Here is a 21,213-nt window from a genome sequence, read left to right as displayed (position 1 = left end):
CTGCTCCCGTGCGCCGTCCTGGCGGCGCTGGCCACATGGCCCAGGAAGGGCGACCGCGGGTAGCTGCACCCTTGACGTGTACCCGTGGTCGGGCGGACCATCCGGCTACTCGGCCGTGGCTCCGCGACGGCGCAGGGCCACCCTGGTGCCGCCGAACGCGACGAGCCAGGGCAACACCAGGAAGCCGCCGCAGCCGATCACGATCAGCCACAGCGTCTCACTCGGTTTTCCCTGGTGCTCCAGTTCCGGCCAGGTGAAGGCACTGCCGAGCAACGACAACACGTAGAACAGGACGATCACGATCGCGGCAGCCGTACCGATCCGGCGGCTGGGTCCGATGCCCGCGGCGCAGAGAAACCCGAGCCCGGACATGACAACCGGGGCGAAGTACATGCCGGACAGGACGACGAAGGTGTAGTACGTCGCACCAGGGTCGAGATCCGAGTCCGCCATCGGTGGCGGGCCGGCTCCGACCGTGTGGACGACTACGGAGAGGGCGGAGTTCACCACTTCGGACTCCTCGCGCCGGGACGCTCGCACGCCGTCGGGATCGATCCCTCATTCTGACGGATCGGAAGCTGTGGGCCCGTCCCGGAGAATTTCGTGCGATCTGCAGGGTTCGATCCAAGACACTCGGGCACTTCGATACGGACCATACGCCGGGCGCCGCCAGTCGGCGCCCGGCGCCACGTACGACCGAGAGGTGACACCATGACCTTCCGCGCCAGGCTCGTCGGAGCCGCACTCGTAGGGACGCTCGCCGCCGGTGGATCGGCACTGGCCACGGCCTCCACGGCCAGCGCGCAGGCCGAACCCTGCGTGCAGCGCATCGCCGTGGTGAACAACGCCGCCTTCGTGATGTCCTTCAGTGTTCAGGCGAGCAACGGTCTGGAGACGGCGAACACCGACACCTACCCGATCAACCAGTCGCGGACGATCGATCTCACCACCACCGCGCTGCCCGTCGGGTCCGATGTCCGGCCGGTGGTCGACGCGGTGGCCGGAGCGCAGCGGACGCCGAGCAGCTTCGTGTCGTACTGCGAGAACGGGCAGACCGCGACGTACTCGGTGACCGGGACGACGTACGACTACTCGGTCACGCTGATCGGCTGACCGACACGTTCACGCCTCGGGGCGTCCGCCATTCCGGCGGGCGCCCCGCGCTCGTCAGTGGCTACCCGACCGACAGGCGGGTGCCGCAGATCAACGAGTCGTCCGATCGGTGCGGAGGGGCCACACCGGCATCTATTGCTCTGGTTGAATGCGTCTGCGCACTGCGCCCGCTGTGCACACCGGCGGCACCCCCAGGTCCAAGGAGGACATCATGAGAAGCCGACGGCTCGTTCTCCCACTCATCATCGCCGCCCTCGTGTCAGCCGTCGGCTGGGCACCCTCGCCTGCATACGCCTATCCCGTGACGCCCTTCAGCGCCAGCGTTTCCGGGGGCCTGACGGAAGGCGGCGTTACCTGGTACAACCGCTCGGTCGGCTTGCAAGGCTATGTCTCGGACCACACCCCCGGCAGCACGACAGCCGTGTTCGAATTCCGCCAGGGAGAGAAGCTCGACAGTGCAGTTCTCCTCTCCACGCAGACCCGGACCGCATCGGGCTACGGCGAGAATCGCACGGACTTCAATTTCACGCAGGAGGGGCCGGTAGGCGGGATCACCTGGGTCGTGATCTCCCTCTGCACCGACAAATGCCAGATCGTACGGACCTTGAAGAGGCCCTGATCGGCTGGCCGGCACATCGACGCTTCGGGGCGTCCGCCGTCGCGGCGGGCGCCCCGCGCTCGCACGGTAGCTTGATCGAGTGCCCGTACCCCGGCTGATTCCCATCGCGCACGAGCCCGGCCACCGGACGGACACGATCGGCCGCTACGACGACGGGTTGTTCCTCGCCTCGGCGTGGGACCACCACGCGTACGTGCACCGCTTCGACCACGACGGGACGTACCGGGACTCGACCATCACGCGGGTTCCGCATCGAGCCGCGCTCAGTGAGGCACTCGACGTGCTGCTCGCGAGCCTGCCCGGCAAGTCGTACGGCGACATCGCCGTACGACTGTTCCAGACCCGTCAGGACGGCGTCGTCTTCGGTCTGGTCGACGAGTCCGGCGACCGGGCGGGCGACGGCAGCCACGTCGACTGGGTCGAGCTGTATCCGGATCGCCTCGGATTCCACGAGCCGTGGGATGGGCTCTACGACACGTGACGGCCGGCGTTGTGGTCCTCACAGCCGGAATTGGTGTCTCCGACGATGCGGCCGGTGGCGGACCAGCAGGTGCCGCGAACGTGGCCGCTCGACGCGTACGGCCGTTCAGGGCCGGACGACGCGCGGTCAGCGGCGAATGAGGACGCCGCCGTTACCCGGTTCGGTCCATGTGGGCGAGGTAGCGCAGGCCGCGTTTGAGGAAGCTGCGCGGATTGGTGTCGACGTACCTCGCCCATCCCGGGTCCGCCTCGCCGCGCAGCCACCCGTACCGGGCCAACGCGTAGCCGTACATGGGCTCGGTCAGATAGCCGAGCTGGTTGGTACGGGCGTAGACGTAGTCACCCCGGGCTTCTCGCGAGTACTCGAACGCGGCGTTGGCGCTGAAGATGCCAAGGCCGAAGAACACGGTCAACAGGTCCGTGAGTGCTTCCTGATCCCGCTGCTGCGCCGAGATCCGGCCGTCACCCAGCAGCAGGACATGGCCCAACTCGTGAGCGATGGTCGCCACCAGCGCCATCGGACGAGCCGCCTGATCGTCGCGGATCCCGATGACGGAACGGCCATCGCGGATGCGGTGATGCCCGGCCGCGTTCCTCGACTGCGCGTGGATCGGGACGTGCGCGGACAACTCCGGGTTGTCGTCGGCCGCGTCGTGCTCGAGTTCCACTCGGTCGGGGTCGATGCCCATGTGAGTGCAGAGCCGGTTCAGCACTGATCGGACGTCGTCGCGGGTGCCCCGGTAGACGCCGGGGAAATAGTCGTCGGTCGGCAGCACAACCTCGCCGTGCAGCCGGTCCGTGCCGAACTGCGCCACGAACCAGTCCATCGACCGTTCGATCCAGTCCTGTTCGACCGGCCGTACCGGGCACTCCACCCGCCGCCACCACGTCATGGCCTGGATTGTGAGGCATCATCACAAGCCGCAGAGAGCACGTAGCCGCCCACACAACGGCGTCACTTGGCGTTGAAGTAGTTCGCCTCCGGGTGGTGCACCACGATCGCGTCGGTGGCCTGCTCCGGCACCAACTGGAACTCCTCGGACAACTGCACCCCGATCCGCTCGGCGCCCAGCAGCTCCACGATCTTCGCCCGGTCCTCGAGGTCCGGGCAGGCCGGATAGCCGAACGCGTACCGGCAGCCCCGGTAGTCGGTGCGCAGCAGACCCGCCAGGTCGGCCGGGTCCTCGTCGGCCACGGTGCCGCCGCCCGGCAGCACCAGCTCGGCCCGGATCCGCCGGTGCCAGTACTCCGCGAGGGCCTCGGTGAGCTGCACGGACAGGCCGTGGACCTCCAGGTAGTCGCGGTACTCGTTGCCGGCGAACATCTTCGCCGTGTACTCGCTGATCGGCTGCCCGACGGTGACCAGCTGCAACGCCACCACGTCGAGCTGGTCGCCCTTGGGCCGGAAGAAGTCGGCCAGGCACAGCCGCCGCTCCTGCCGCTGCCGCGGGAACGAGAAGCGGGCCCGCTCGCTGTGCCCGTTCTCGTCCAGCACCACCAGATCGTTGCCCTCGGAGTACGCCGGGAAGTAGCCGTACACCACGGCCGCCTCCAGCACCTGGTCGGAGATCAGGCGGTCCAGCCAGTACCGCAGCCGGGGCCGGCCCTCGGTCTCGACCAGTTCCTCGTAGGACGGGCCCTTGCCGCCGCGTGCGCCGCGCAGCCCCCACTGCCCCAGGAACGTGGCACGCTCGTCGAGCAGCGCCGCGTAGTCGGCCAGCGGTACGCCCTTGACGACGCGGGTACCGAAGAACGGCGGCATCGGCACGGACACGTCCACCGCCACATCGGAGCGGACCGACGCGTCGTCCAGTCCGGGCAGCGCCTCGCGGACCTGCGTGCGCTGCCGCTCGCGGCGCTCCCGGCGGGCCGCCAGTGCCGCCTCCCGCTCCGGGTCGATCACGGGCGCGCCGCCGCGCTTGGCCGCCATCACGCGATCCATCAGGGACAGCCCCTCGAACGCGTCGCGGGCGTAGTGCACCTGGCCCGGGTAGATCGACCGCAGGTCGTCCTCCACGTACGCGCGGGTCAGCGCCGCGCCGCCGAGCAGCACCGGCCAGCGCTCCGCCACGCCCCGGGAGGCCATCTCGGCCAGGTTCTCCTTCATGATGACTGTGCTCTTGACCAGCAGGCCGGACATGCCGATCGCGTCGGCCCGGTGCTCCTCGGCCGCGTCGAGGATCGCGTTGATCGGCTGCTTGATGCCGATGTTCACCACGTCGTAGCCGTTGTTGGACAGGATGATGTCGACCAGGTTCTTGCCGATGTCGTGCACGTCGCCCTTCACCGTGGCGAGGACAATCTTGCCCTTGCCGGCAGCGTCTTCGGAATCGGTCTTCTCCATGTGCGGCTCCAGGTAGGCCACCGCGGTCTTCATCACCTCGGCGGACTGGAGCACGAACGGCAGCTGCATCTGGCCGGAGCCGAACAGCTCGCCGACCACCTTCATGCCGTCCAGCAGCAGGTCGTTGATGATGGACAGCGGCGTACGCCCCTGCGCCATCGCGGTGTCCAGGTCGGCCTCCAGGCCGTTGCGCTCGCCGTCGATGATCCGTCGCTTGAGCCGCTCGTCCAGCGGCAGCCCGGCCAGTTCCTCGGCCCGGGTGGCGCGCGCCGACGCGGCGTCCACGCCCTCGAACGCCTCGATGAACCGCTGCACCGGGTCGTATCCCTCACGACGCCGGTCGTAGACCAGGTCGAGCGCCACCTCACGCTGCTCGTCCGGGATCCGCGACATCGGCAGGATCTTGCTGGCGTGCACGATCGCCGAGGTCAGCCCGGCCTGGGCGCACTCGTGCAGGAACACCGAGTTGAGCACCTGCCGGGCCGCCGGGTTGAGGCCGAACGACACGTTGGAGATGCCCGCGGTGAAGTTGACGCCCGGGTAGCGCGCGGCGATCTCCCGGATCGCCTCGATCGTCTCGATGCCGTCGCGGCGGGTCTCCTCCTGCCCGGTGGCGATCGGGAACGTCAGCGCGTCGATGAGGATGTCCTCCCGGCGCATGCCCCACCGGCCGGTCAGGTCGTCGATCAGCCGGCAGGCCACCCGTACCTTCCACTCGCGGGTGCGGGCCTGGCCCTCCTCGTCGATGAGCAGCGCCACCACGGCGGCGCCGTGCTCCCGGACCACCGGCATGATGCGCGCGTAGCGGGACTCGGGGCCGTCGCCGTCCTCGAAGTTCACCGAGTTGACCACGCACCGGCCGCCGAGCATCTCCAGCCCGGCCTCGATCACCGCCGGTTCGGTGGAGTCCAGCACGATCGGCAGCGTCGAGGCGGTGGCGAACCGGCCGGCCAGCTCCCGCATGTCCTGCGTACCGTCGCGGCCGACGTAGTCGACGCAGAGGTCGAGCAGGTGCGAGCCGTCGCGGGCCTGGCTGCGGGCGACCTCCACGCAGGCCTGCCAGTCACCGGCGAGCATCGACTCGCGGAACGCCTTCGAACCGTTGGCGTTGGTCCGCTCCCCCACCATCAGGATGCTGGCGTCCTGGGCGAACGGCACGTGGTGGTAGATCGAGGAGACCCCGGCCTCCGGCTTCGGCTCCCGCGCCACCGGCGCCCGCCCGCCCAGCCGCTCCACCAGCACCCGGATGTGCTCCGGGGTGGTGCCGCAGCAGCCGCCGATCAGGGCCACGCCGTAGTCGGTGACGAACTGCTCCAGCGCGTCGGCCAGCTCGTCCGGGCTGAGCGGGAAGTACGCCCCGTCGGCGGTCAGCACCGGCAGGCCCGCGTTCGGCATCACCGAGATCGGGATACGCGAGTGCTGCGCCAGGTAGCGCAGGTGCTCGCCCATCTCCGCCGGGCCGGTGGAGCAGTTCAGCCCGATCAGGTCGACGCCGAGCGGCTCGATCGCGGTCAGCGCGGCGCCGATCTCACTCCCAAGCAGCATGGTGCCGGTGGTCTCCACGGCGACCTGGCAGATGATCGGCACGTCCCGGCCGGCCTCGGCTCGCGCCCGCTTCGACCCGACCACCGCCGCCTTGACCTGGAGCAGGTCCTGGCAGGTCTCGATGATCAGCGCATCCGCCCCGCCGGCGATCAGGCCGGCGGCGTTCTCCTGGTACGCGTCGCGCAGCGAGGCGTAGCTCGCGTGCCCGAGTGTGGGCAGCTTGGTGCCCGGGCCCATCGAGCCGAGCACGAACCGGGGGTGCTCCGGCGTCGCGTACGCGTCGGCTGCCTCCCGCGCGATCCGCGCGCCCGCCTCGGACAGCTCCCGGATGCGGCCGGGGATGCCGTACTCGGCGAGGTTGGGCAGGTTCGCGCCGAACGTGTTGGTCTCCACGCAGTCCGCGCCGGCGGCCAGGTAGGCGTCGTGCACGCCGCGGACCACGTCCGGCCGGGTCACGTTCAGGATCTCGTTGCAGCCTTCGAGGCCGTCGAAGTCGTCGAGGGTGAGATCGGCCGCCTGGAGCATCGTCCCCATCGCGCCGTCCGCGATCAGGATCCGATCCGCCAGCAGGTCACGCAACGAGATAGACACATGCTCCAGGGTAGTGCGCCCGAGTACGGCAGAGTCACCCGAACCGGGCCATCCCACATTCTGCCCACCGGGCCGTCGTACCCCTTTCCGCCGGTTCGCCCGGGTGGTCCGGCCCGGCGACCGGCGCGGCCGACGGGCCGGCCCTCGCGGGGGCACGTAGGCTGACGGACGTGAAGGACAACAGGGGTGCGACAGTGCGACGGGGCGGCGCCGCGCCCGACGAGCAGGGTGAGGTGACGGCGTGACCGAGTTCGACGGGCTGCCGGTGCTGCGCTCGCCGGTCGCCATCGCGGCCTTCGAGGGCTGGAACGACGCCGCCGACGCCTCCACCGCCGCCGTGGAACACCTGGAGCAGGTCTGGCAGGCCCGGCAGGTGACCGAGCTGGACCCGGAGGACTTCTACGACTTCCAGGTGAGCCGGCCGACGATCACCATGGCCGACGGAGAGACCCGGCGCGTCGAGTGGCCCACCACGCGGTTCATGGTGGCCAGTCCGGAGGGCACCGAGCGGGACGTGGTGCTGATCCGCGGCATCGAGCCGAGCATGCGCTGGCGGACGTTCTGCGAGCAGGTGCTGGAGATCTGCCACAGCCTGGAGGTCGAGCGGGTGGTGCTGCTCGGCGCGTTGCTGGCCGACGTGCCGTACACCCGGCCGCTGCCGATCAGCGGCAGCGCGTCGGACGCCGACGCGGCCAAGCGCTACCAGCTCACCCCCACCCGGTACGACGGGCCGACCGGCATCGTCGGTGTGCTGCACGACGCGTGCACCCGGGCCGAGGTCGACGCGGTGTCGTTCTGGGTGCACGTGCCGCACTACGCCAACAACCCGCCCTGTCCGAAGGCCACCCTCGCGCTGCTGCACCGGGTCGAGGAGGTGCTCGACCTGCCGGTGCCGATGGCCGACCTGGCCGAGGAGGCAGCCGAGTGGGAGCAGCGGGTGCGCAGCGCCGCCGAGCAGGACGCCGAACTCGGTGAGTACGTCCGTGAACTGGAGGAACGGGTCGGCGACGCCGGCATCACCCCGTTGACCGGGGACGAGATCGCCCAGGAGTTCGAGAAGTACCTGCGTCGCCGCGGCGGTTCCGCCGGACCGACAGCGGGTTCCTGGTAGTTCTCCCGCTTCGCTGAAGCCGGGCCTCGGATCGGGGCCCGGCTTCTTCGTGTCCGGGGTGGCGCCGTCACACCCTCTAGGGCATCCTAGGAACCTAGCTGTTCTGAGGAGGTCCGGCATGCAGATCAACCCGGGCGCGGCCGAGTTCCCGCACCGGCAGATCGCCGCGCAGCTCAAGGCCCAAGTGCGCCGCGGCGACTGGGGTCCGGGCGAGCGGCTGCCGTCCATCCCGGCCATCGCCGAGATGTTCGGCGTCGCGAAGCAGACCGTGCAGCGCGCCGTCGACCAGCTGCGGGTCGAGGGCATCCTGATCACCAAACCCGGCTCCGGTACGTACGTCCGGGGCACCCGGCGCCGCCTCAACCGCCTGTCCCGGGGCCGGTACGGCGGCTTCCGCGGCTACCACACCGACCTGGCCGCCCGGTACCGCCAGCAGCTCGTCTCGGTCGGCCGCTCCCCCGCCCCGGCGGAGGTGGCCGACGCGTTCGGCGTCACCGACGGCACCGAGCTGCTCTGCCGCCGGCACCTGGTACGCACCGACGACTCCCCGGTCGAGGTCGGCGCGTCGTGGTTCCTGCCCGCCGACACCGCCGGCACGTCACTGGAGCGGGCCGAGGCGTTCGGGCGCCCGCTCTACCAGGAGGCCGAGGAGGTCACCGGCCGGCGGTACGTCACCGCCACCGACACGATCAGCGCCCGCCAGCCCAGCCGGGAGGAGGCGGAGATCCTCCAGATCCGCCCGGACACGCCGGTGCTGCACCTGTTGCACGTCGCGTACGACGAGCGGCACAAGCCGATCGAGGTCGCGCAGGCCACCTGGCCGGGCCCGATGACCACGCTGACCGAGGAGTACAAGATCCCCGCCCCCGCTCCCGACCAGGACCCCGACCCCGGCCTGGTCCTGGGCTGACCCGCCGGGTTCCCCGCGATCTTGCACTTTCCGCCCCGACAAAGGGAACATTAACGACACCATCGGGGCCACAACTGCATGATCGCCGAGAGCGACTGAGATCGGACGGCGTGAGGGGGCGGGAGGGCGCGACGAAAGGGCGGGGCTAGAGGGCGATGCCGAGGAGGGCGTCCACCGTGTCTCGGAAGAGGGCCGGGGCGTCCGGGTCGTCGGCCGCAACGTTCAGGGCTCCTTCGGCCCAGCGGTCGGCTGCCGCGAGGGCACCGGGCGTGTCCAGGTCGTCGGCCAGGCGCTCGCGTACCTCGGCCAGCAACGCCGCCCCCGACGGCCCGGCCGGCGCGGCGGCGGCCCGCCGCCAGCGGCCCAGCCGCTCCTGCGCCTCCGTGAGCAGCTCGTCGGTCCAGGAGCGGTCGCTACGGTAGTGCCCGCTCATCAGCGCCAGCCGGACCGCCATCGGGTCGACCTTGTCGGCCCGCAGCCGGGACACGAAGACCAGGTTGCCCTGGGACTTCGACATCTTCTCGCCGTCCAGGCCGATCATGCCGGCGTGCACGTAGTGGTCGGCGAACGGCGCCTCGCCGGTCAGCCGCTCGGCGTGCGCGGCGGAGCACTCGTGGTGCGGGAAGATCAGGTCGTTGCCGCCGCCCTGCACGTCGATCCGGTCGCCGAGCAGGTTCAGCGCGATGACCGTGCACTCGATGTGCCAGCCGGGACGGCCCGCGCCCAGTTCGCCGCCGGGCCAGGACGGCTCGCCCTCGCGGGCGCCGCGCCACAGCAGCGGGTCGAGCGGGTCGCGCTTGCCGGCGCGCTCCGGGTCGCCGCCGCGCTCGGCGAACAGCTCGATCATCTGCTCGCGGGACAGGTTGGACTCGTAGCCGAACCGGGGCGCGGCGGAGATGTCGAAGTAGACGTCCCCGGTGCCGTCGTCGAGCCGGTACGCCGCGCCGTCCTTGAGCAGCACCAGCACCTTCTCGGCGATGTCCGGGATCGACTCGACGGCGCCGACGTAGTGCGCCGGCGGGATCATCCGCAGCGCCTCCATGTCCTCGCGGAACAGCGCGGTCTCCCGCATGGCCAGGACCTTCCAGTCCTCGCCGTCGCGCTCGGCGCGCTCCAGCAGCGGGTCGTCGATGTCGGTGACGTTCTGCACGTACCGCACGTCGAGGCCGGCGTCACGCCACATCCGCTGCACCAGGTCGAACGTGATCATGGTGGCGGCGTGCCCGAGGTGCGTCGCGTCGTACGGGGTGATGCCGCAGACGTACATCGAGGCCGCGCCCTCGGGCCGGCTGGGATGGGCGCCCTGCCGCGCCGAGTCGTACAACCTCAGCGACACGCCCTCGCCGGGCAGCCGTGGCACGTCATGTCCCGCCCAAGACTCCATGACCGCCAGCCTAACGATCCGTCAGACGCTCGGGTGCCGCCCTACGGGTGATCAACGCGACAGCGGCTCACATCGGCGGCCAGGGCATCGCCGGCCACTCCTGCGGCGGCAGCGGGAACCGGCCGCTCTCGCCCAGCCGCTCGACCCGTTCCGCCAGCGCGGCCAGCTCACCGATGGTCAGGTGCTCGGCCAGTTCCTCGCCGAGCGGCCCGCGCAGCTGCCCGGCCAGGCCGTCGAGCATCTCCACCGCGTCCGGCGGCAGCTCCCGGCCGGCCCAGCCCCACAGCACCGTACGCAGCTTCTCCTCGACGTGGAAGCTCACGCCGTGGTCGACGCCGTAGATCCGGTCGTCCGGGCCGACGAGCACGTGCCCGCCCTTGCGGTCGGCGTTGTTGATGATCGCGTCGAGCACGACGAGCCGGGCCAGGCGGGGGTCGTCGGCGTGCGCCAGCGCGTACGCCGCCCCGTCGTCGTCGCGCGCCGCGGCGACCGGGAACCAGCGCGGCGGGATCTCCCGCGCCGGCACGAACCCGACGAGCGGCTCGGCGTCGTCCGGCTCGTCGATCCAGAGCTGGCACGAGCCGGGACCGAACGGGCCGTCGCGCAGCACCGTCGGGGGCACCAGGTCCCAGCCGGTGGCCCGGGACACCAGGTAGGCGGACACCTCCCGGCCGGCGAGTGTGCCGTCCGGGAAGTCCCAGAGCGGGCGCTCGCCGCGTACCGGCTTGTAGACGCAGTGCGCGGTCACCTCGCCGAGCGCGATGACGCCGCGCAGTGTCGCGTTGGAGGCGTCGACGAGCCGCCCCTGGAGGGTCAGCTCACCGTCGGCGAGCAGCCGCAGCGCCTCGGCGCCGTCCTGTCGGGGCTGCAGTTCCGACGAGGTCACCGGTGATAGCCGTTGTGCCGGGGGCAGAGGTGACCGGCCGGGTCGAGCGGCTGGCCGCACAGCGGGCAGGGGGGCCGGCCGGCGTTCACCACGCGCTTGGCGCGCTCGATGAACTCGCGGGTCGCCTCCGGGGTCAGCCGCACCCGCAGGCGGTCGAGGTCGTCGTCCGGCTCGTCCGGGTCCTCGTCGGCGTCGTCGTCCGCGTCGCCCAGCTCGACCTCGACCTCCGCCTCACCGACGGCGATCGCCTCGATCACCACGGTGGCGGTGTCCACGTCGAAGGCCAGGCCCAGCGTGCCGACCCGGAACTCCTCGTCCACGGGCGTATCGAGCGGCTCGTTGTCGCCGGTCACGGTCGTGACCGGCTCCGGCAGCTTCACGCCGAAGCGGCGCTGCGCCTCGGCGAGCAGCTCTTCCAGCTTCTCGGCGAGCAACGACACCTGGACCTTCTCCAGCGACACGCTGACCAGCCGGCCGCCGCCGCGCGCCTGGAGGAAGAACGTGCGCTCCCCCGGCGGGCCGACCGTACCGGCGACGAACCGCTCCGGCGGCTCGAAGGCGTGCACCTGGTGCGTCATACCCACGACCCTATCCGGCGTCCGGAAGCACTGCGCAGCCCACCGACGCCGAATCCGCCCAGAGCGAACGCGCCGCGTACGCCGGTCTCACCCGGCCGCGCCCGCGCCTCCGCCGACCGCCGCGTCGGACTCGGCCGCCCGCGCCGGGCGCCGGCGCCGCTTGCGCGGCGGCGGGACCAGCGCCGACAGGTCGCCGCCGGTGTCGTTGAGCCGGACCAGGAACGGCCGCAGCGGGGTGTAGCGGATCGCCGTCACCGACGCCGGGTCGGCCACGATCCGCTGGAAAAGATCAAGGTGTACGCCGAGCGCGTCCGCCACGATCGCCTTGATCACGTCGCCGTGGCTGCACGCCAGCCAGACCGCCTCCGGCCCGTGCTCGGCGGTGACCCGCGCGTCCCACGCCCGTACCGCGGCCACGGCCCGCGCGGACATCGCCGCCATCGACTCGCCCTGCGGGAACGCGGCGGCGCTCGGGTGCTGCTGGACCACCGGCCAGAGCGGCTCCTTCGCCAGCTTCTTCAGCGACTGCCCCTCCCAGTCGCCGTACCCGCACTCGATCAGCCCGTCCTCGACGACCGGCTCGGCGCCGGGCAGCGCCAGGTCGAGAGTCTGCCGGCAGCGGATGAGCGGGCTGGTCACCACCGCCGCCAGTGGCAGCCCGGCGAGGCGGGCACCGACCGCTGTGGCCTGCGCGCGGCCGGTGTCGTCCAGCTCGACCGGCTGCCGCCCGGCCAGGCCGCCGTCGGCGTTCGCGGTGGTCCGGCCGTGTCTCAGAAGCAGAAGGGTCGCCACGCTGACCACCCTAGGCGGTACGCCCCTCGGATGATCGTCCCGCCACGACAGGCCGCGTTCCGATGGTGCGGCCCTACTCCCGGTACACCCATCTCCGGAACCTGTCGGCCGCGTCCGACGCGCCGTCGGGCTCCGCCAGGGATCGCAGGGACCGCAGCGATGCCCGGTGCCGCCGGACCAGGAGCGCGACCCAGACGACCACCACCGCCCACAGCACCAGAGAGATGCTGCGGTACCGCCTGACCGCCGCGTCGGTCCGTGCCTCGGCCTCCGCCCTGACCTGGAACGCGTCGTAGATCACGGTGCCGTCGACGACGAAGGTCTCGGCTATGACCAGGTAGGTCGCGTAGTCGTACAACCGTGCGCGCTCCAGATCCGGCCGGGGATCCCTGCTCATCTCGAATCGGACCGGCGTGCCGGGCATCAGTTCCTCGCGAGGCAGCTCTCGTACGCTGAACTCGACCCGGGGGTGCTCGCGGAGCAGCACCCGATGGACCACGACGCCGAGGTTTCTGCTTCCTCCCGTCGTCTTTTCCCAGGTCTCCTGTACCGAGTCGACTGTGCCCGTCACCACGAACATCTCCGCCGGCAGCTCCGGCTTGTCGAAAGGCTCTGCCAGGTTCCACGCAAAGGCCGCCAGAATGCCGATCATCACGGGAACGCCGTACAGCGGTCTGAGGCGAAAACGCGACATGCGGGTGAGAGTAGCCACCCCCGGCCACCGGGCCGCGCAGTCGCACACGCCGCGCGGCCCGACGTGGCTGGGTGGGCGACGAAGCCGAAGGCCGGCCACCTCGGACATCGGGGTGGCCGGCCTCTCGCACGACGACGTCAGGTGGCGCTGATCGTGCCGGTCGCCAGCAGGCAGATCACCAGGCTGCCCAGCGCCACCCGGTACAGCACGAAGACGTACAGCGTGTGGTGGGCGACGTAGCGCAGCAGCCACGCGATGGCCGCGTACCCGACGGCGAACGCGATGAGCGTCGCGATGACCATCTGCGCCACGCTCGGCGCGGCGGTGCCGGGCGCGGACGGCTCGAACACGTCCGGGAGGCTGAACACGCCGGAGATCACCACGGCCGGGATGGCCAGCAGGAACGAGTAGCGGGCCGCGGTCTCCCGGGTCAGGTTGAGCAGCAGGCCCGCGGTCAGGGTGCCGCCCGAGCGGGAGACGCCGGGGACCAGCGCCGCGGCCTGGGCGAAACCCATCACCACACCGTCGCGCATCCGGAAGTTCTCCAGCGTACGGGTCTGCCGGCCCCAGTACTCGGCGAAGGCCAGCAGCATCGCGCCGATGATCAGCGTGCAGGAGATCAGCCAGAGGTTGCGGCCGGCGGTGCGGATCTGGTCCTTGAAGATCAGCCCGAAGATGCCGATCGGGATGGTGCCGACGATGACGTACCAGCCCATCCGGTAGTCGAGGCTGGACCGCACCGAGCGGTCGACAAGGCCGACGAACCAGGTGCGGACGATCCGCCAGATGTCCTTGGCGAAGTAGATCAGGACGGCGGCCTCGGTGCCGAGCTGGGTCACCGCGGTGAACGACGCGCCCGCGTCCCGGCCGAAGAACAGCTCCGAGGTGATCCGCAGGTGCCCGGACGAGGACACCGGAAGGAACTCGGTCAGCCCCTGGACCAGGCCCAGGACGATGGCCTCGATCCAGGTCACTCCCCGACTCCGGACAGCTCCAGGGCCTCGGCGACGGTACGCAGGGTCTGCACCCCGCTGTCCCGGTCGGCCACGAACAGCGACACCGACAGCGTGGTCACGCCCGCGGCGGCGTACTCCCGCATCCGCTCGGCGATGCGCTCCTTCGGGCCGAGCAGCGAGGTGCGGTCGATGAACTCCATCGGTACGGCGGCGGCCGCGTCGCGCTGCCGCTTGGCCAGGTAGAGGTCCTGGACCTCGCGGGCCGCGTCGCCGTAGCCCATCCGGGTGGCGAGCTGGTTGTAGAAGTTCTGCTTGCGGCTGCCCATGCCGCCGACGTACAGCGCGGCGTACCAGCGCACCAGCTCGGCGCAGGTGGCGATGTCGTCGCCGACCACGACCGGCACGGACGGCACCACGTCGAAGCCGGCCAGTTCCTTGCCCGCCGCCGCCCGCCCGGCGCGCACCGAGGCGAGGTGCTCCTCGGCGAACTCCGGGGAGTAGAAGACGGCCAGCCAGCCGTCGGCGATCTCGCCGGCCAGCTCCAGGTTCTTCGGACCGACGGCGGCCAGGTAGATCGGGATGTGCTCGCGCGGCGGGTGGAAGCCCAGCCGCAGCGCCTTGCCGGGGCCGTCGGGCAGCGGCAGCGTGTAGTGCTCGCCGTCGTACGCGACCTCCTTGCGGGCCACCGCCAGCTTGACGATGTCGACGTACTCGCGGGTGCGGGCCAGCGGCTTGGCGAACCGCACACCGTGCCAGCCCTCGGAGACCTGCGGGCCGGACACGCCCAGGCCGAGCCGGAACCGGCCGCCGGAGAGCGTGTCGATTGTCGCGGCGGTCATCGCGGTCATGGCGGGGGTACGGGCCGGGATCTGCATGACCGCGGAGCCCACGTCGATGCGCTCCGTCTGACCGGCGATCCAGGCCAGCATGCTCGGCGAGTCCGAGCCGTACGCCTCCGCGGCCCAGACCACCGAGTAGCCGAGCCGGTCCGCCTCCTGGGCCAGCGCCAGGTGGTCGAAGGGCGTGCTCCACGCCGTCTGGTATCCGAGGTTGAGCCCGAGTCGCACTGATCCTCCCACCGTCCGCACCACAGGTCGCATCAGGTTACGCAATGAGCGTGGCGCCCTCGACGTCCGGCTCGCCCCGAACATGTCACACCGGGTGGAGGTCGCGCGGGAAGTTGACTGCGGCGAGGATATCCGTGACGCCGGGTTCGAAATAAGGTTCACGCATGCAACAGCGACCGCTCGGCCGAAGCGGGCTGGCGGTATCGCGGCTCGCGCTCGGCACCATGACCTGGGGACGGGACACCGACGCCGACGACGCGGCCGCCCAGCTGAAGAGTTACCTCGACGCGGGCGGCAACCTCGTCGACACCGCCGACGTGTACGCCGACGGTGACGCCGAGTCGGTGATCGGCTCCCTGCTGGGCACCCTGGTGGACCGCGACGAGCTGCTGATCGCCACCAAGGCGGGCCTGCGGCCGGGCAGCCGGCGCCGGGACGGGTCGCGGGGGCACCTGCTGCGCACGCTCGACGCCTCGCTGCGCCGGCTCGGCACCGACCACGTCGACCTGTGGCAGGTGCACGGGTACGACCCGGACACCCCGCTGGAGGAGACGCTCTCGGCCCTGGACCACGCGGTGTCCAGCGGGAAGGCCCGCTACGTGGGGGTGTCGAACTTCTCCGGCTGGCAGACCGCCCGGGCCGCCGCCTGGCAGGCCGCCTGGCCGGGGCGCGCGCCGGTGGTCGCCGCGCAGGTGGAGTACTCGCTGCTGGAGCGCGGTGTGGAGCGGGAGGTGCTGCCCGCCTGCGCCGGGATGGGACTGGGTGTGCTGCCCTGGTCGCCGCTGGGCCGGGGCGTGCTGACCGGCAAGTACCGCAACGGCCGCCCGGCCGACTCGCGGGCGGTGTCGCCGCACTTCGAGCGGTTCGTCGCGACGTACCTGGAGCCGCGCTGCTCCAGCATCGTGGAGGCGGTCGCCATCGCGGCCGGCGGGCTCGGCGTGTCGCCGCTTGAGGTGGCGCTGGCCTGGGTGCGGGACCGGCCGGGCGTGACCGCGCCGATCCTGGGCGCCCGGACCGTCGGGCAGCTGCTCGGCGCGTTGCAGGTGGAGCGGATGACGCTGCCGGAGGAGATCGTCACGGCGCTGGACGACGTGTCGGCGGTGCCGGTGGGTTACCCGGAGCGCGACGGCTGAGCCGTACGAGGGCGATCCGGGTCACCCGCAGGGGGTGGCGGAGGGCCCGCGACCTGGGCAGCATAGGGGCATGGACTACGAATACGCGCCGCTGCGGTTGCCCTCGAACGTCGATCGGCTGACCGCCGCGGCGCAGCTGGCGATCCAGGCCGAGTTCTCCGGCTGGGAGCTGGCCCGGGTGCGGCTCTACCGGGACGGCACGCGGCAGGTGGTGCTGCGGCGCCGCCTGGTCAACCAGTCGCAGCCGGGCCTGTCGTACTGACGGGCCCGTCCCCGGGGCCGCGCGACGCGGCGCCGCCCCGGGGACGCGCACGGCCTAGTGCGCGTGGTCGTGCTCCTCGTCGAGCTCCATGAACGGGTGCTCGTCGAGCCGGCCGACCAGCCGGTCGTCGGCCGCCGGCTGGAACGGCCCGACCGGGTCGTCGTCGTCGAACGACTCCAGGTCGACCGGGGTGCCGACCTCGCTGACCATCACCACACCGTCCAGCGGCTCCAGCTCCGGCACGTCGAGCGCGGACAGCGAGCCGTCACCGCTCTGCAGCAGTTCCAGCACCGCCTCGCCGACCCCCTCCACCGGCGCCGGCTCGTCCTCCTCCGGGGTGCCCTCCCGGCGGGCCGCCTCGGCCGCGCGCAGCAGCGCGGCGACGCTCGGCACCCGGTAGTCGCGCCGCTGCCGCACCGAGATGACCCGTGGGTGCGGATCGGTGGGCTCGCCGCCCTCGACGGCGCCGAAGCGCTCGTCGGCCTCGTCCGGGTCGATCGACTCCACGTCCCAGGGCGTCACCTCGCCGAACGCGTCGAGCAGCTGCTCGTCGTAGGCGAACGAGGCGTTGTTCAACGCGACGTACGCCTGCCAGACGGCGTCGTCGTCGATCCGGCCCTGGGCGGCCCGGACGGCGGCCAGGTGGGCGCGGGCCGCGTCGATCACCCGCTCGAGGGCGGCGTCCAGCTCACCGTGCTGGTCGGTCATGTGTGGCAGTCCCTTCGCGATGGGGGGAGGTTCCGCGCCGGCGGCGCCGCGGCGGGCGCGGTCAGCAGGTACGGAGGAAGCGGTCCAGAACCCGCACGCCGAACTGTAGTCCGTCCAGCGGAACCCGCTCGTCGATGCCGTGGAACAGGCCGGAGAAATTGAGGTCGGCGGGCAGCCGCAGCGGCGCGAAGCCGAAGCAGCGGATGCCGAGCTGGGAGAACGCCTTGGCGTCGGTGCCGCCGGAGAGCATGTACGGCACCGGGTGCGCGCCCGGGTCCTCGGCGCGCAGCGCCTCCGACATGTGCGCCACCAGGTCACCGTCGAACGTGGTCTCCAGGGCCGGCTGGCGCTGGACGTACTCGATGGCGATGTCCGGCCCGACCAGCTCGCGCAGCTGCCGTTCCAGTTCCTCGCTCTGCCCGGGCAGGCTGCGGCAGTCGATGGTGGCGGTGGCCCGGCCGGGGATGACGTTGTCCTTGTAGCCGGCGGCCAGGCGGGTCGGGTTGGCGGTGTTGCGGACGGTCGCGCCGATGATGTTGGCGATCGGGCCGAGCTTGGCGATCGCGGTCTCCGGGTCGTCCGGGTCGATCTCGATGCCGAGCACGTCGGAGACCTCGGCGAGGAACGCCCGTACGGTGTCGGTCATCACCACCGGGAAGCGGTGCCGGCCGATCCGGGCGACCGCCTCGGCGAGCGCGGTGACCGCGTTGTCGTCGTGCACCATCGAGCCGTGGCCGGGCCGGCCCTTGGCGTGCAGGCGCAGCCAGTCGATGCCCTTCTCGGCGGTCTCGATCAGGTAGAGGCGGCGCTGCTCGTCGACCGAGTAGGAGAAGCCGCCGACCTCGCCGATCGCCTCGGTGCAGCCGTCGAACAGGTCACGGTGCCGCTGGGTGAGGAAGTGCGCGCCGTAGTCGCTGCCGGCTTCCTCGTCGGCGGTGAACGCGAGCACGATGTCGCGCCGGGGGCGGACGCCGGTGCGCTGCCAGTCGCGGACCACGGCGAGCACCATCGCGTCGAAGTCCTTCATGTCGATCGCGCCGCGGCCCCACAGGTAGCCGTCGCGGATCTCGCCGGAGAACGGGTGCACCGACCACTCGTCCGGGTCGGCGGGCACCACGTCGAGGTGGCCGTGCACGAGCAGCGCGTCGCGGCCGGGCTCGGTGCCGGGGATGCGGGCGACCAGGTTGGCCCGGCCGGGCGCGGATTCGTGGATCTCGGCGTCGACGCCGGCCTCGGCGAGTTTCTCCGCGACGTACTCGGCGGCGCGCCGCTCCCCCGCGCTGGTGTCGTTGTCGCCGGTGTTCGTGGTGTCGATGCGCAGCAGGTCGCGGCAGAGGTCGACGACCTCGTCGGTGGCGTCCGGTCGGGCGGGGGCGGCGTCGCTCGTCATCGCTTCCTTATACCAGCAGGTGAGGTGGTCGCGGGCCGCCGGTGGCCCGGCGGCGGTTTCGCGGATCGCCGGGCCGGGTACCGCCGGACCGCCCGGACATCGACTCCGGCCGTCACGAGGAGGGCACCATGACCGTCCCCCTGCCGCCGTTGCCGCCGGCCGCCGACGACGCGTACCGGCCGGGTGGGCGCAGCGTCGCCGACCTCGTGGACACCGAGCACCGGGCGCTGCTGGGGCTGGCCGACCGGGTCACCGACCCGGCGCTGGACGCGGCCGGACGGCGCGAGGTGCTCGACGTGCTGACCGCTGCGGTGTCCCGCCACCTGTCCGCCGAGGAGCAGTACCTGTTTCCGGCGGCCCGCGCCGCGATGCCGGAGGCCGCCGAGCTGGTCGAGCGGGAGATCGAGGCGGACGCCGGGCTGCTGACCGCGCTCAAGGAGCTGTCCGGTGCCGACGACCCGGCGGTCGCTGACGTGGCCGAGCGGGTACGCCGGCACGTCAGCCGCGTCGCGGCGCTGGTCACGCCGCTGCGTGAGGTGGCCAGCGACGCCGAGCTGATCCGGCTGGGCAACCGGTGGGAGATCGCGGAGGAGGCGGCGCCGACCCGGCCGCACCCCGGCACGCCCGCCACCCCGCCCTGGAACAAGATCGTCGAACCGGCCGTCGGGGTGCTGGACAAGGTGCGCGACGCGGTCACCGGACGGCGTACCCGGCTGAGCGACCTGGAGCACCATCGCCAGGGGTGAGCCGATCGCCCCTTCCGTGTATCGGTTCGTGGTCCTACCGTCACGGTATGGATCTGGAGCTGCGACACCTGCGTGTGGTCTGCGCGATCGCGGAGACGGGGAGCGTCACCAAGGCCGCCTCGGCGCTCGGCCTGGCCCAGCCGGCGCTGACCGCCCAGCTTCAGCGGATCGAACGGGCGCTGGGCGGGCCGTTGTTCGAACGGGACCGCCGCGGCGCCCGTCCCACCGCGCTGGGTGAACTGGTGCTGGACCGGGCGCGGGTGCTGCTGCCGGCGATGAAGGGCCTGCGCGACGAGGCGGCCCGGATGGCCGGCGCGGGCGATCCGCTGCGCCGGTACCGCTTCGGCGGGGTGAACAGCCCGATCCTCGGGCGGCTGGTGCACCGGCTCGCCGCCGAGCGGCCGGACGCGCAGATCACCACGTACGGCTCCTGGTCGGTGGACGAACTGGCGCAGATGGTCGCGGGTGGCCGGCTCGACTTCGCGCTGACCGGCGTGTGCGGCGACTCGACGCCGTCGGCCGGGTTCGGGCTGAGCTGGCGGGAGGTGGCGGTGGAGCCGATCTGCGTACTGCTGCCGCAGACCCACCCGCTGGCCGGCCGCGCCGACGTCGACCTGGTCGACCTGCGGCGTGAGCGGTGGGTGGCCGCGCCGGGCGACGGCTGCTTCGGCGACTGCTTCGCCGCCGCCTGCGCCCGCTCCGGCTTCACCCCGAAGAAGGTGTACGAGGCGGACGTGCGGGCCGCGCTGGACCTGGTGGACGCGGGCGAGGCGGTGGCGTTGTGCCAGGCCACGTTCCGTCCGGTGGCCGGTCTGGTGACCCGCCGGCTCGCCGGTACGCCGCTGCGCTGGCGGCTGCTGCTGGGCTGGCATCCGGATGTGCCGGCCGCGGCGGTGGCGGAGCCGGTACTGGCGGCGGCCGTCGCGGCGTACACCGACGCGCTGGCGAACCATCCGGAGTACCTGGGGTGGCTGCTGGCGCATCCGGAGTTCGGCGTGCAGCCCAACGGCTCGGGTGGGGTGCGAATCGCCTGAACCCGGGTAACACCGGCGACATGACTGATCTGTATCCGGCCGCCGACCAGCGGGAACTGCTGCGCCAGGCGGCCACCGCGCACACCACCGCCGCCGCCGAGGTGGAGGCGTTCCTGCGCCGGTTGCCGGAGGTGCCGGGGCCGGCCGACGTGACCGAGTACGCCAACCTGCTCAGCCGTGAGGAACGCGCCCGCGCCGACCGGCAGGCCGCTGCGGACGCGGCCGGGCTGCGCCTGCCCAGCCTGGAGTCGGAGTAGCAGCCGGCGCCCGGGCGGGTGGTCCACCCGGGCGCCGCCTTTCGGCTCAGCGTTCGACGAGTACGTCGTGACCGAGGTCGAGCAGGGCGTGGCGCCACTCGTCGTCGGCGTTGCCCCGGCGTGGCCGCTGCGCGGTCAGCTCCCGGATCCGGCTGATCGCCTCGCGCATCACCTCGATGTCCTCCGGCGTGAGGTCCACCTTGCGCTTGCGCAGCACGGCGAGGATCTGCCGGCCGGGCTCCGGCAGGTCCAGGTCCGGGCCCGGACCGAACGCCTCCTCCCCCGAGCCGCGGGTCAGCAGCCACTGCCGCAGCGTCTCGGAGGACACGTTCACCTCGGCGTGGAAGTCGTCCCAGATCACCTCGACCTCGGGGTCGAGTCGCGCCTCGCGTACCATCACGCCTCCTCTCCCGGCGGCGGCCCGGATGCCGGCTCGCCCTCGTTGGGTGTGTGCTGCTTCAGGCCCTCCGGCGGCACCCGCACCCGGGACGGGTTCGCCGTCGGGGTCGCCTCGATCGGGTCACCGGCCCCGACGTCGTCGTCGGGGATCTCCTCGGGTTCGGTCATGTCCGCCCTCCGGTCCTTCGGTGACGGCCCGTCCCGGCCCGGCCGG

General features: G+C 72.0%; 24 protein-coding genes. 10 read left to right on the top strand and 14 right to left on the bottom strand.

Features of this window, described 5'->3' with window-relative positions; all coding sequences use genetic code 11:
- Positions 1-105: 105 nt before the first annotated feature.
- Positions 106-510, bottom strand: coding sequence for a hypothetical protein (locus O7546_RS13080; RefSeq protein ID WP_281600973.1), 405 nt, complete (start codon positions 508-510; stop codon positions 106-108).
- 201 nt (positions 511-711) lie between these two features.
- Here O7546_RS13080 and O7546_RS13075 point away from each other — a divergent pair, with 201 nt between their 5' ends.
- From O7546_RS13075 to O7546_RS13065, 3 genes are all read left to right on the top strand, one after another.
- A complete protein-coding gene (locus tag O7546_RS13075) occupies positions 712-1,113 on the top strand; it encodes a hypothetical protein (RefSeq protein WP_194801601.1) in 402 nt (133 codons plus the stop codon).
- A gap of 211 nt (positions 1,114-1,324) precedes the next feature.
- Positions 1,325-1,732, top strand: coding sequence for a hypothetical protein (locus O7546_RS13070; RefSeq protein ID WP_281600972.1), 408 nt, complete (start codon positions 1,325-1,327; stop codon positions 1,730-1,732).
- Between the two features lie 79 nt (positions 1,733-1,811).
- Positions 1,812-2,213: a hypothetical protein gene (locus tag O7546_RS13065; protein WP_194801603.1), complete on the top strand. Its 402-nt coding sequence runs from the start codon at positions 1,812-1,814 to the stop codon at positions 2,211-2,213.
- Between the two features lie 151 nt (positions 2,214-2,364).
- On the opposite strand, the gene O7546_RS13060 is transcribed toward O7546_RS13065, so the two are convergent.
- Positions 2,365-3,039, bottom strand: coding sequence for a hypothetical protein (locus O7546_RS13060; RefSeq protein WP_281600971.1), 675 nt, complete (start codon positions 3,037-3,039; stop codon positions 2,365-2,367).
- Positions 3,040-3,167: 128 nt separating this feature from the next.
- Positions 3,168-6,692: a methionine synthase gene (metH, locus tag O7546_RS13055; protein ID WP_281600970.1), complete on the bottom strand. Its 3,525-nt coding sequence runs from the start codon at positions 6,690-6,692 to the stop codon at positions 3,168-3,170.
- 241 nt (positions 6,693-6,933) lie between these two features.
- Here metH and O7546_RS13050 point away from each other — a divergent pair, with 241 nt between their 5' ends.
- A complete protein-coding gene (locus tag O7546_RS13050) occupies positions 6,934-7,803 on the top strand; it encodes a PAC2 family protein (RefSeq protein ID WP_030504102.1) in 870 nt (289 codons plus the stop codon).
- Positions 7,804-7,921: 118 nt separating this feature from the next.
- On the top strand, positions 7,922-8,713 hold the full coding sequence (locus O7546_RS13045) for a GntR family transcriptional regulator (protein WP_194801606.1): 792 nt from the start codon (positions 7,922-7,924) through the stop codon (positions 8,711-8,713).
- A gap of 145 nt (positions 8,714-8,858) precedes the next feature.
- On the opposite strand, the gene mshC is transcribed toward O7546_RS13045, so the two are convergent.
- The 7 genes from mshC to O7546_RS13010 all read right to left on the bottom strand — a co-directional run bounded on the left by mshC (position 8,859) and on the right by O7546_RS13010 (position 15,070).
- On the bottom strand, positions 8,859-10,097 hold the full coding sequence (gene mshC, locus O7546_RS13040) for a cysteine--1-D-myo-inosityl 2-amino-2-deoxy-alpha-D-glucopyranoside ligase (protein WP_194801607.1): 1,239 nt from the start codon (positions 10,095-10,097) through the stop codon (positions 8,859-8,861).
- A 67-nt stretch (positions 10,098-10,164) separates the two neighbouring features.
- The gene (locus tag O7546_RS13035; RefSeq protein WP_194801608.1) at positions 10,165-10,983 is read right to left on the bottom strand and encodes an SCO1664 family protein; all 819 of its coding nucleotides are present in this window, start codon (positions 10,981-10,983) and stop codon (positions 10,165-10,167) included.
- Positions 10,980-11,561: a DUF3090 domain-containing protein gene (locus O7546_RS13030; RefSeq protein WP_013286077.1), complete on the bottom strand. Its 582-nt coding sequence runs from the start codon at positions 11,559-11,561 to the stop codon at positions 10,980-10,982. Before O7546_RS13030 ends, O7546_RS13035 begins: the two co-directional genes overlap by 4 nt.
- A gap of 87 nt (positions 11,562-11,648) precedes the next feature.
- A complete protein-coding gene (locus O7546_RS13025; RefSeq protein WP_281600969.1) occupies positions 11,649-12,362 on the bottom strand; it encodes a histidine phosphatase family protein in 714 nt (237 codons plus the stop codon).
- Positions 12,363-12,426: 64 nt separating this feature from the next.
- Entirely contained in the window at positions 12,427-13,065 is a 639-nt protein-coding gene (locus O7546_RS13020; protein ID WP_281600968.1) for a hypothetical protein, read from the bottom strand.
- Positions 13,066-13,184: 119 nt separating this feature from the next.
- Positions 13,185-14,021 (bottom strand): undecaprenyl-diphosphate phosphatase, encoded by an 837-nt coding sequence (locus tag O7546_RS13015; protein ID WP_194801612.1) that lies wholly within the window; start codon positions 14,019-14,021, stop codon positions 13,185-13,187.
- Entirely contained in the window at positions 14,018-15,070 is a 1,053-nt protein-coding gene (locus O7546_RS13010) for an LLM class F420-dependent oxidoreductase (RefSeq protein ID WP_194801613.1), read from the bottom strand. Before O7546_RS13010 ends, O7546_RS13015 begins: the two co-directional genes overlap by 4 nt.
- Before the next feature lie 164 nt (positions 15,071-15,234).
- Between O7546_RS13010 and O7546_RS13005 the strand changes: the two genes are divergently transcribed.
- Together O7546_RS13005 and O7546_RS13000 are read left to right on the top strand one after the other, a co-directional pair.
- Positions 15,235-16,203, top strand: a complete 969-nt coding sequence (locus O7546_RS13005; RefSeq protein ID WP_194801614.1) for an aldo/keto reductase — start codon at positions 15,235-15,237, stop codon at positions 16,201-16,203.
- Between the two features lie 70 nt (positions 16,204-16,273).
- The gene (locus tag O7546_RS13000; RefSeq protein WP_030274256.1) at positions 16,274-16,465 is read left to right on the top strand and encodes a DUF5703 family protein; all 192 of its coding nucleotides are present in this window, start codon (positions 16,274-16,276) and stop codon (positions 16,463-16,465) included.
- A 54-nt stretch (positions 16,466-16,519) separates the two neighbouring features.
- On the opposite strand, the gene O7546_RS12995 is transcribed toward O7546_RS13000, so the two are convergent.
- Together O7546_RS12995 and O7546_RS12990 are read right to left on the bottom strand one after the other, a co-directional pair.
- On the bottom strand, positions 16,520-17,173 hold the full coding sequence (locus O7546_RS12995; protein ID WP_013286069.1) for a hypothetical protein: 654 nt from the start codon (positions 17,171-17,173) through the stop codon (positions 16,520-16,522).
- A 61-nt stretch (positions 17,174-17,234) separates the two neighbouring features.
- The gene (locus O7546_RS12990) at positions 17,235-18,563 is read right to left on the bottom strand and encodes a M20/M25/M40 family metallo-hydrolase (protein WP_194801615.1); all 1,329 of its coding nucleotides are present in this window, start codon (positions 18,561-18,563) and stop codon (positions 17,235-17,237) included.
- Between the two features lie 128 nt (positions 18,564-18,691).
- Here O7546_RS12990 and O7546_RS12985 point away from each other — a divergent pair, with 128 nt between their 5' ends.
- From O7546_RS12985 to O7546_RS12975, 3 genes are read left to right on the top strand one after another with little or no spacing between them, the layout of a single operon-like run.
- Positions 18,692-19,309 (top strand): hemerythrin domain-containing protein, encoded by a 618-nt coding sequence (locus tag O7546_RS12985; RefSeq protein WP_194801616.1) that lies wholly within the window; start codon positions 18,692-18,694, stop codon positions 19,307-19,309.
- A 47-nt stretch (positions 19,310-19,356) separates the two neighbouring features.
- Positions 19,357-20,343 (top strand): LysR family transcriptional regulator, encoded by a 987-nt coding sequence (locus O7546_RS12980; RefSeq protein ID WP_013286066.1) that lies wholly within the window; start codon positions 19,357-19,359, stop codon positions 20,341-20,343.
- Positions 20,344-20,363: 20 nt separating this feature from the next.
- The gene (locus O7546_RS12975) at positions 20,364-20,600 is read left to right on the top strand and encodes a hypothetical protein (protein WP_013286065.1); all 237 of its coding nucleotides are present in this window, start codon (positions 20,364-20,366) and stop codon (positions 20,598-20,600) included.
- Positions 20,601-20,646: 46 nt separating this feature from the next.
- Here O7546_RS12975 and O7546_RS12970 read toward each other — a convergent pair whose 3' ends face one another.
- Positions 20,647-20,997 (bottom strand): DUF3140 domain-containing protein, encoded by a 351-nt coding sequence (locus O7546_RS12970; RefSeq protein ID WP_013286064.1) that lies wholly within the window; start codon positions 20,995-20,997, stop codon positions 20,647-20,649.
- Complete coding sequence (locus O7546_RS12965; protein WP_194801617.1) at positions 20,997-21,167, bottom strand: hypothetical protein; 171 nt, start codon at positions 21,165-21,167, stop codon at positions 20,997-20,999. Before O7546_RS12965 ends, O7546_RS12970 begins: the two co-directional genes overlap by 1 nt.
- Between the last annotated feature and the right edge of the window lie 46 nt (positions 21,168-21,213).

It is taken from the genome of Micromonospora sp. WMMA1976, from assembly GCF_027497335.1.
Taxonomy (GTDB): domain Bacteria; phylum Actinomycetota; class Actinomycetes; order Mycobacteriales; family Micromonosporaceae; genus Micromonospora; species Micromonospora aurantiaca.
This window is presented reverse-complemented; position numbering and strand designations above follow the sequence as displayed.

Bases quoted from the DNA above. Each gene is read 5' to 3' on its own strand.
- O7546_RS13075 (WP_194801601.1), top strand. From the start codon at position 712: ATGACCTTCCGCGCCAGGCTCGTCGGAGCCGCACTCGTAGGGACGCTC.
- O7546_RS13070 (WP_281600972.1), top strand. From the start codon at position 1,325: ATGAGAAGCCGACGGCTCGTTCTCCCACTCATCATCGCCGCCCTCGTG.
- O7546_RS13060 (WP_281600971.1), bottom strand. From the start codon at position 3,039: ATGGACTGGTTCGTGGCGCAGTTCGGCACGGACCGGCTGCACGGCGAG.
- O7546_RS13045 (WP_194801606.1), top strand. From the start codon at position 7,922: ATGCAGATCAACCCGGGCGCGGCCGAGTTCCCGCACCGGCAGATCGCC.
- mshC (WP_194801607.1), bottom strand. From the start codon at position 10,097: ATGGAGTCTTGGGCGGGACATGACGTGCCACGGCTGCCCGGCGAGGGC.
- O7546_RS13030 (WP_013286077.1), bottom strand. From the start codon at position 11,561: ATGACGCACCAGGTGCACGCCTTCGAGCCGCCGGAGCGGTTCGTCGCC.
- O7546_RS13005 (WP_194801614.1), top strand. From the start codon at position 15,235: ATGCAACAGCGACCGCTCGGCCGAAGCGGGCTGGCGGTATCGCGGCTC.
- O7546_RS13000 (WP_030274256.1), top strand. From the start codon at position 16,274: ATGGACTACGAATACGCGCCGCTGCGGTTGCCCTCGAACGTCGATCGG.
- O7546_RS12995 (WP_013286069.1), bottom strand. From the start codon at position 17,173: ATGACCGACCAGCACGGTGAGCTGGACGCCGCCCTCGAGCGGGTGATC.
- O7546_RS12990 (WP_194801615.1), bottom strand. From the start codon at position 18,563: ATGACGAGCGACGCCGCCCCCGCCCGACCGGACGCCACCGACGAGGTC.
- O7546_RS12985 (WP_194801616.1), top strand. From the start codon at position 18,692: ATGACCGTCCCCCTGCCGCCGTTGCCGCCGGCCGCCGACGACGCGTAC.
- O7546_RS12980 (WP_013286066.1), top strand. From the start codon at position 19,357: ATGGATCTGGAGCTGCGACACCTGCGTGTGGTCTGCGCGATCGCGGAG.
- O7546_RS12975 (WP_013286065.1), top strand. From the start codon at position 20,364: ATGACTGATCTGTATCCGGCCGCCGACCAGCGGGAACTGCTGCGCCAG.
- O7546_RS12970 (WP_013286064.1), bottom strand. From the start codon at position 20,997: ATGGTACGCGAGGCGCGACTCGACCCCGAGGTCGAGGTGATCTGGGAC.
- O7546_RS12965 (WP_194801617.1), bottom strand. From the start codon at position 21,167: ATGACCGAACCCGAGGAGATCCCCGACGACGACGTCGGGGCCGGTGAC.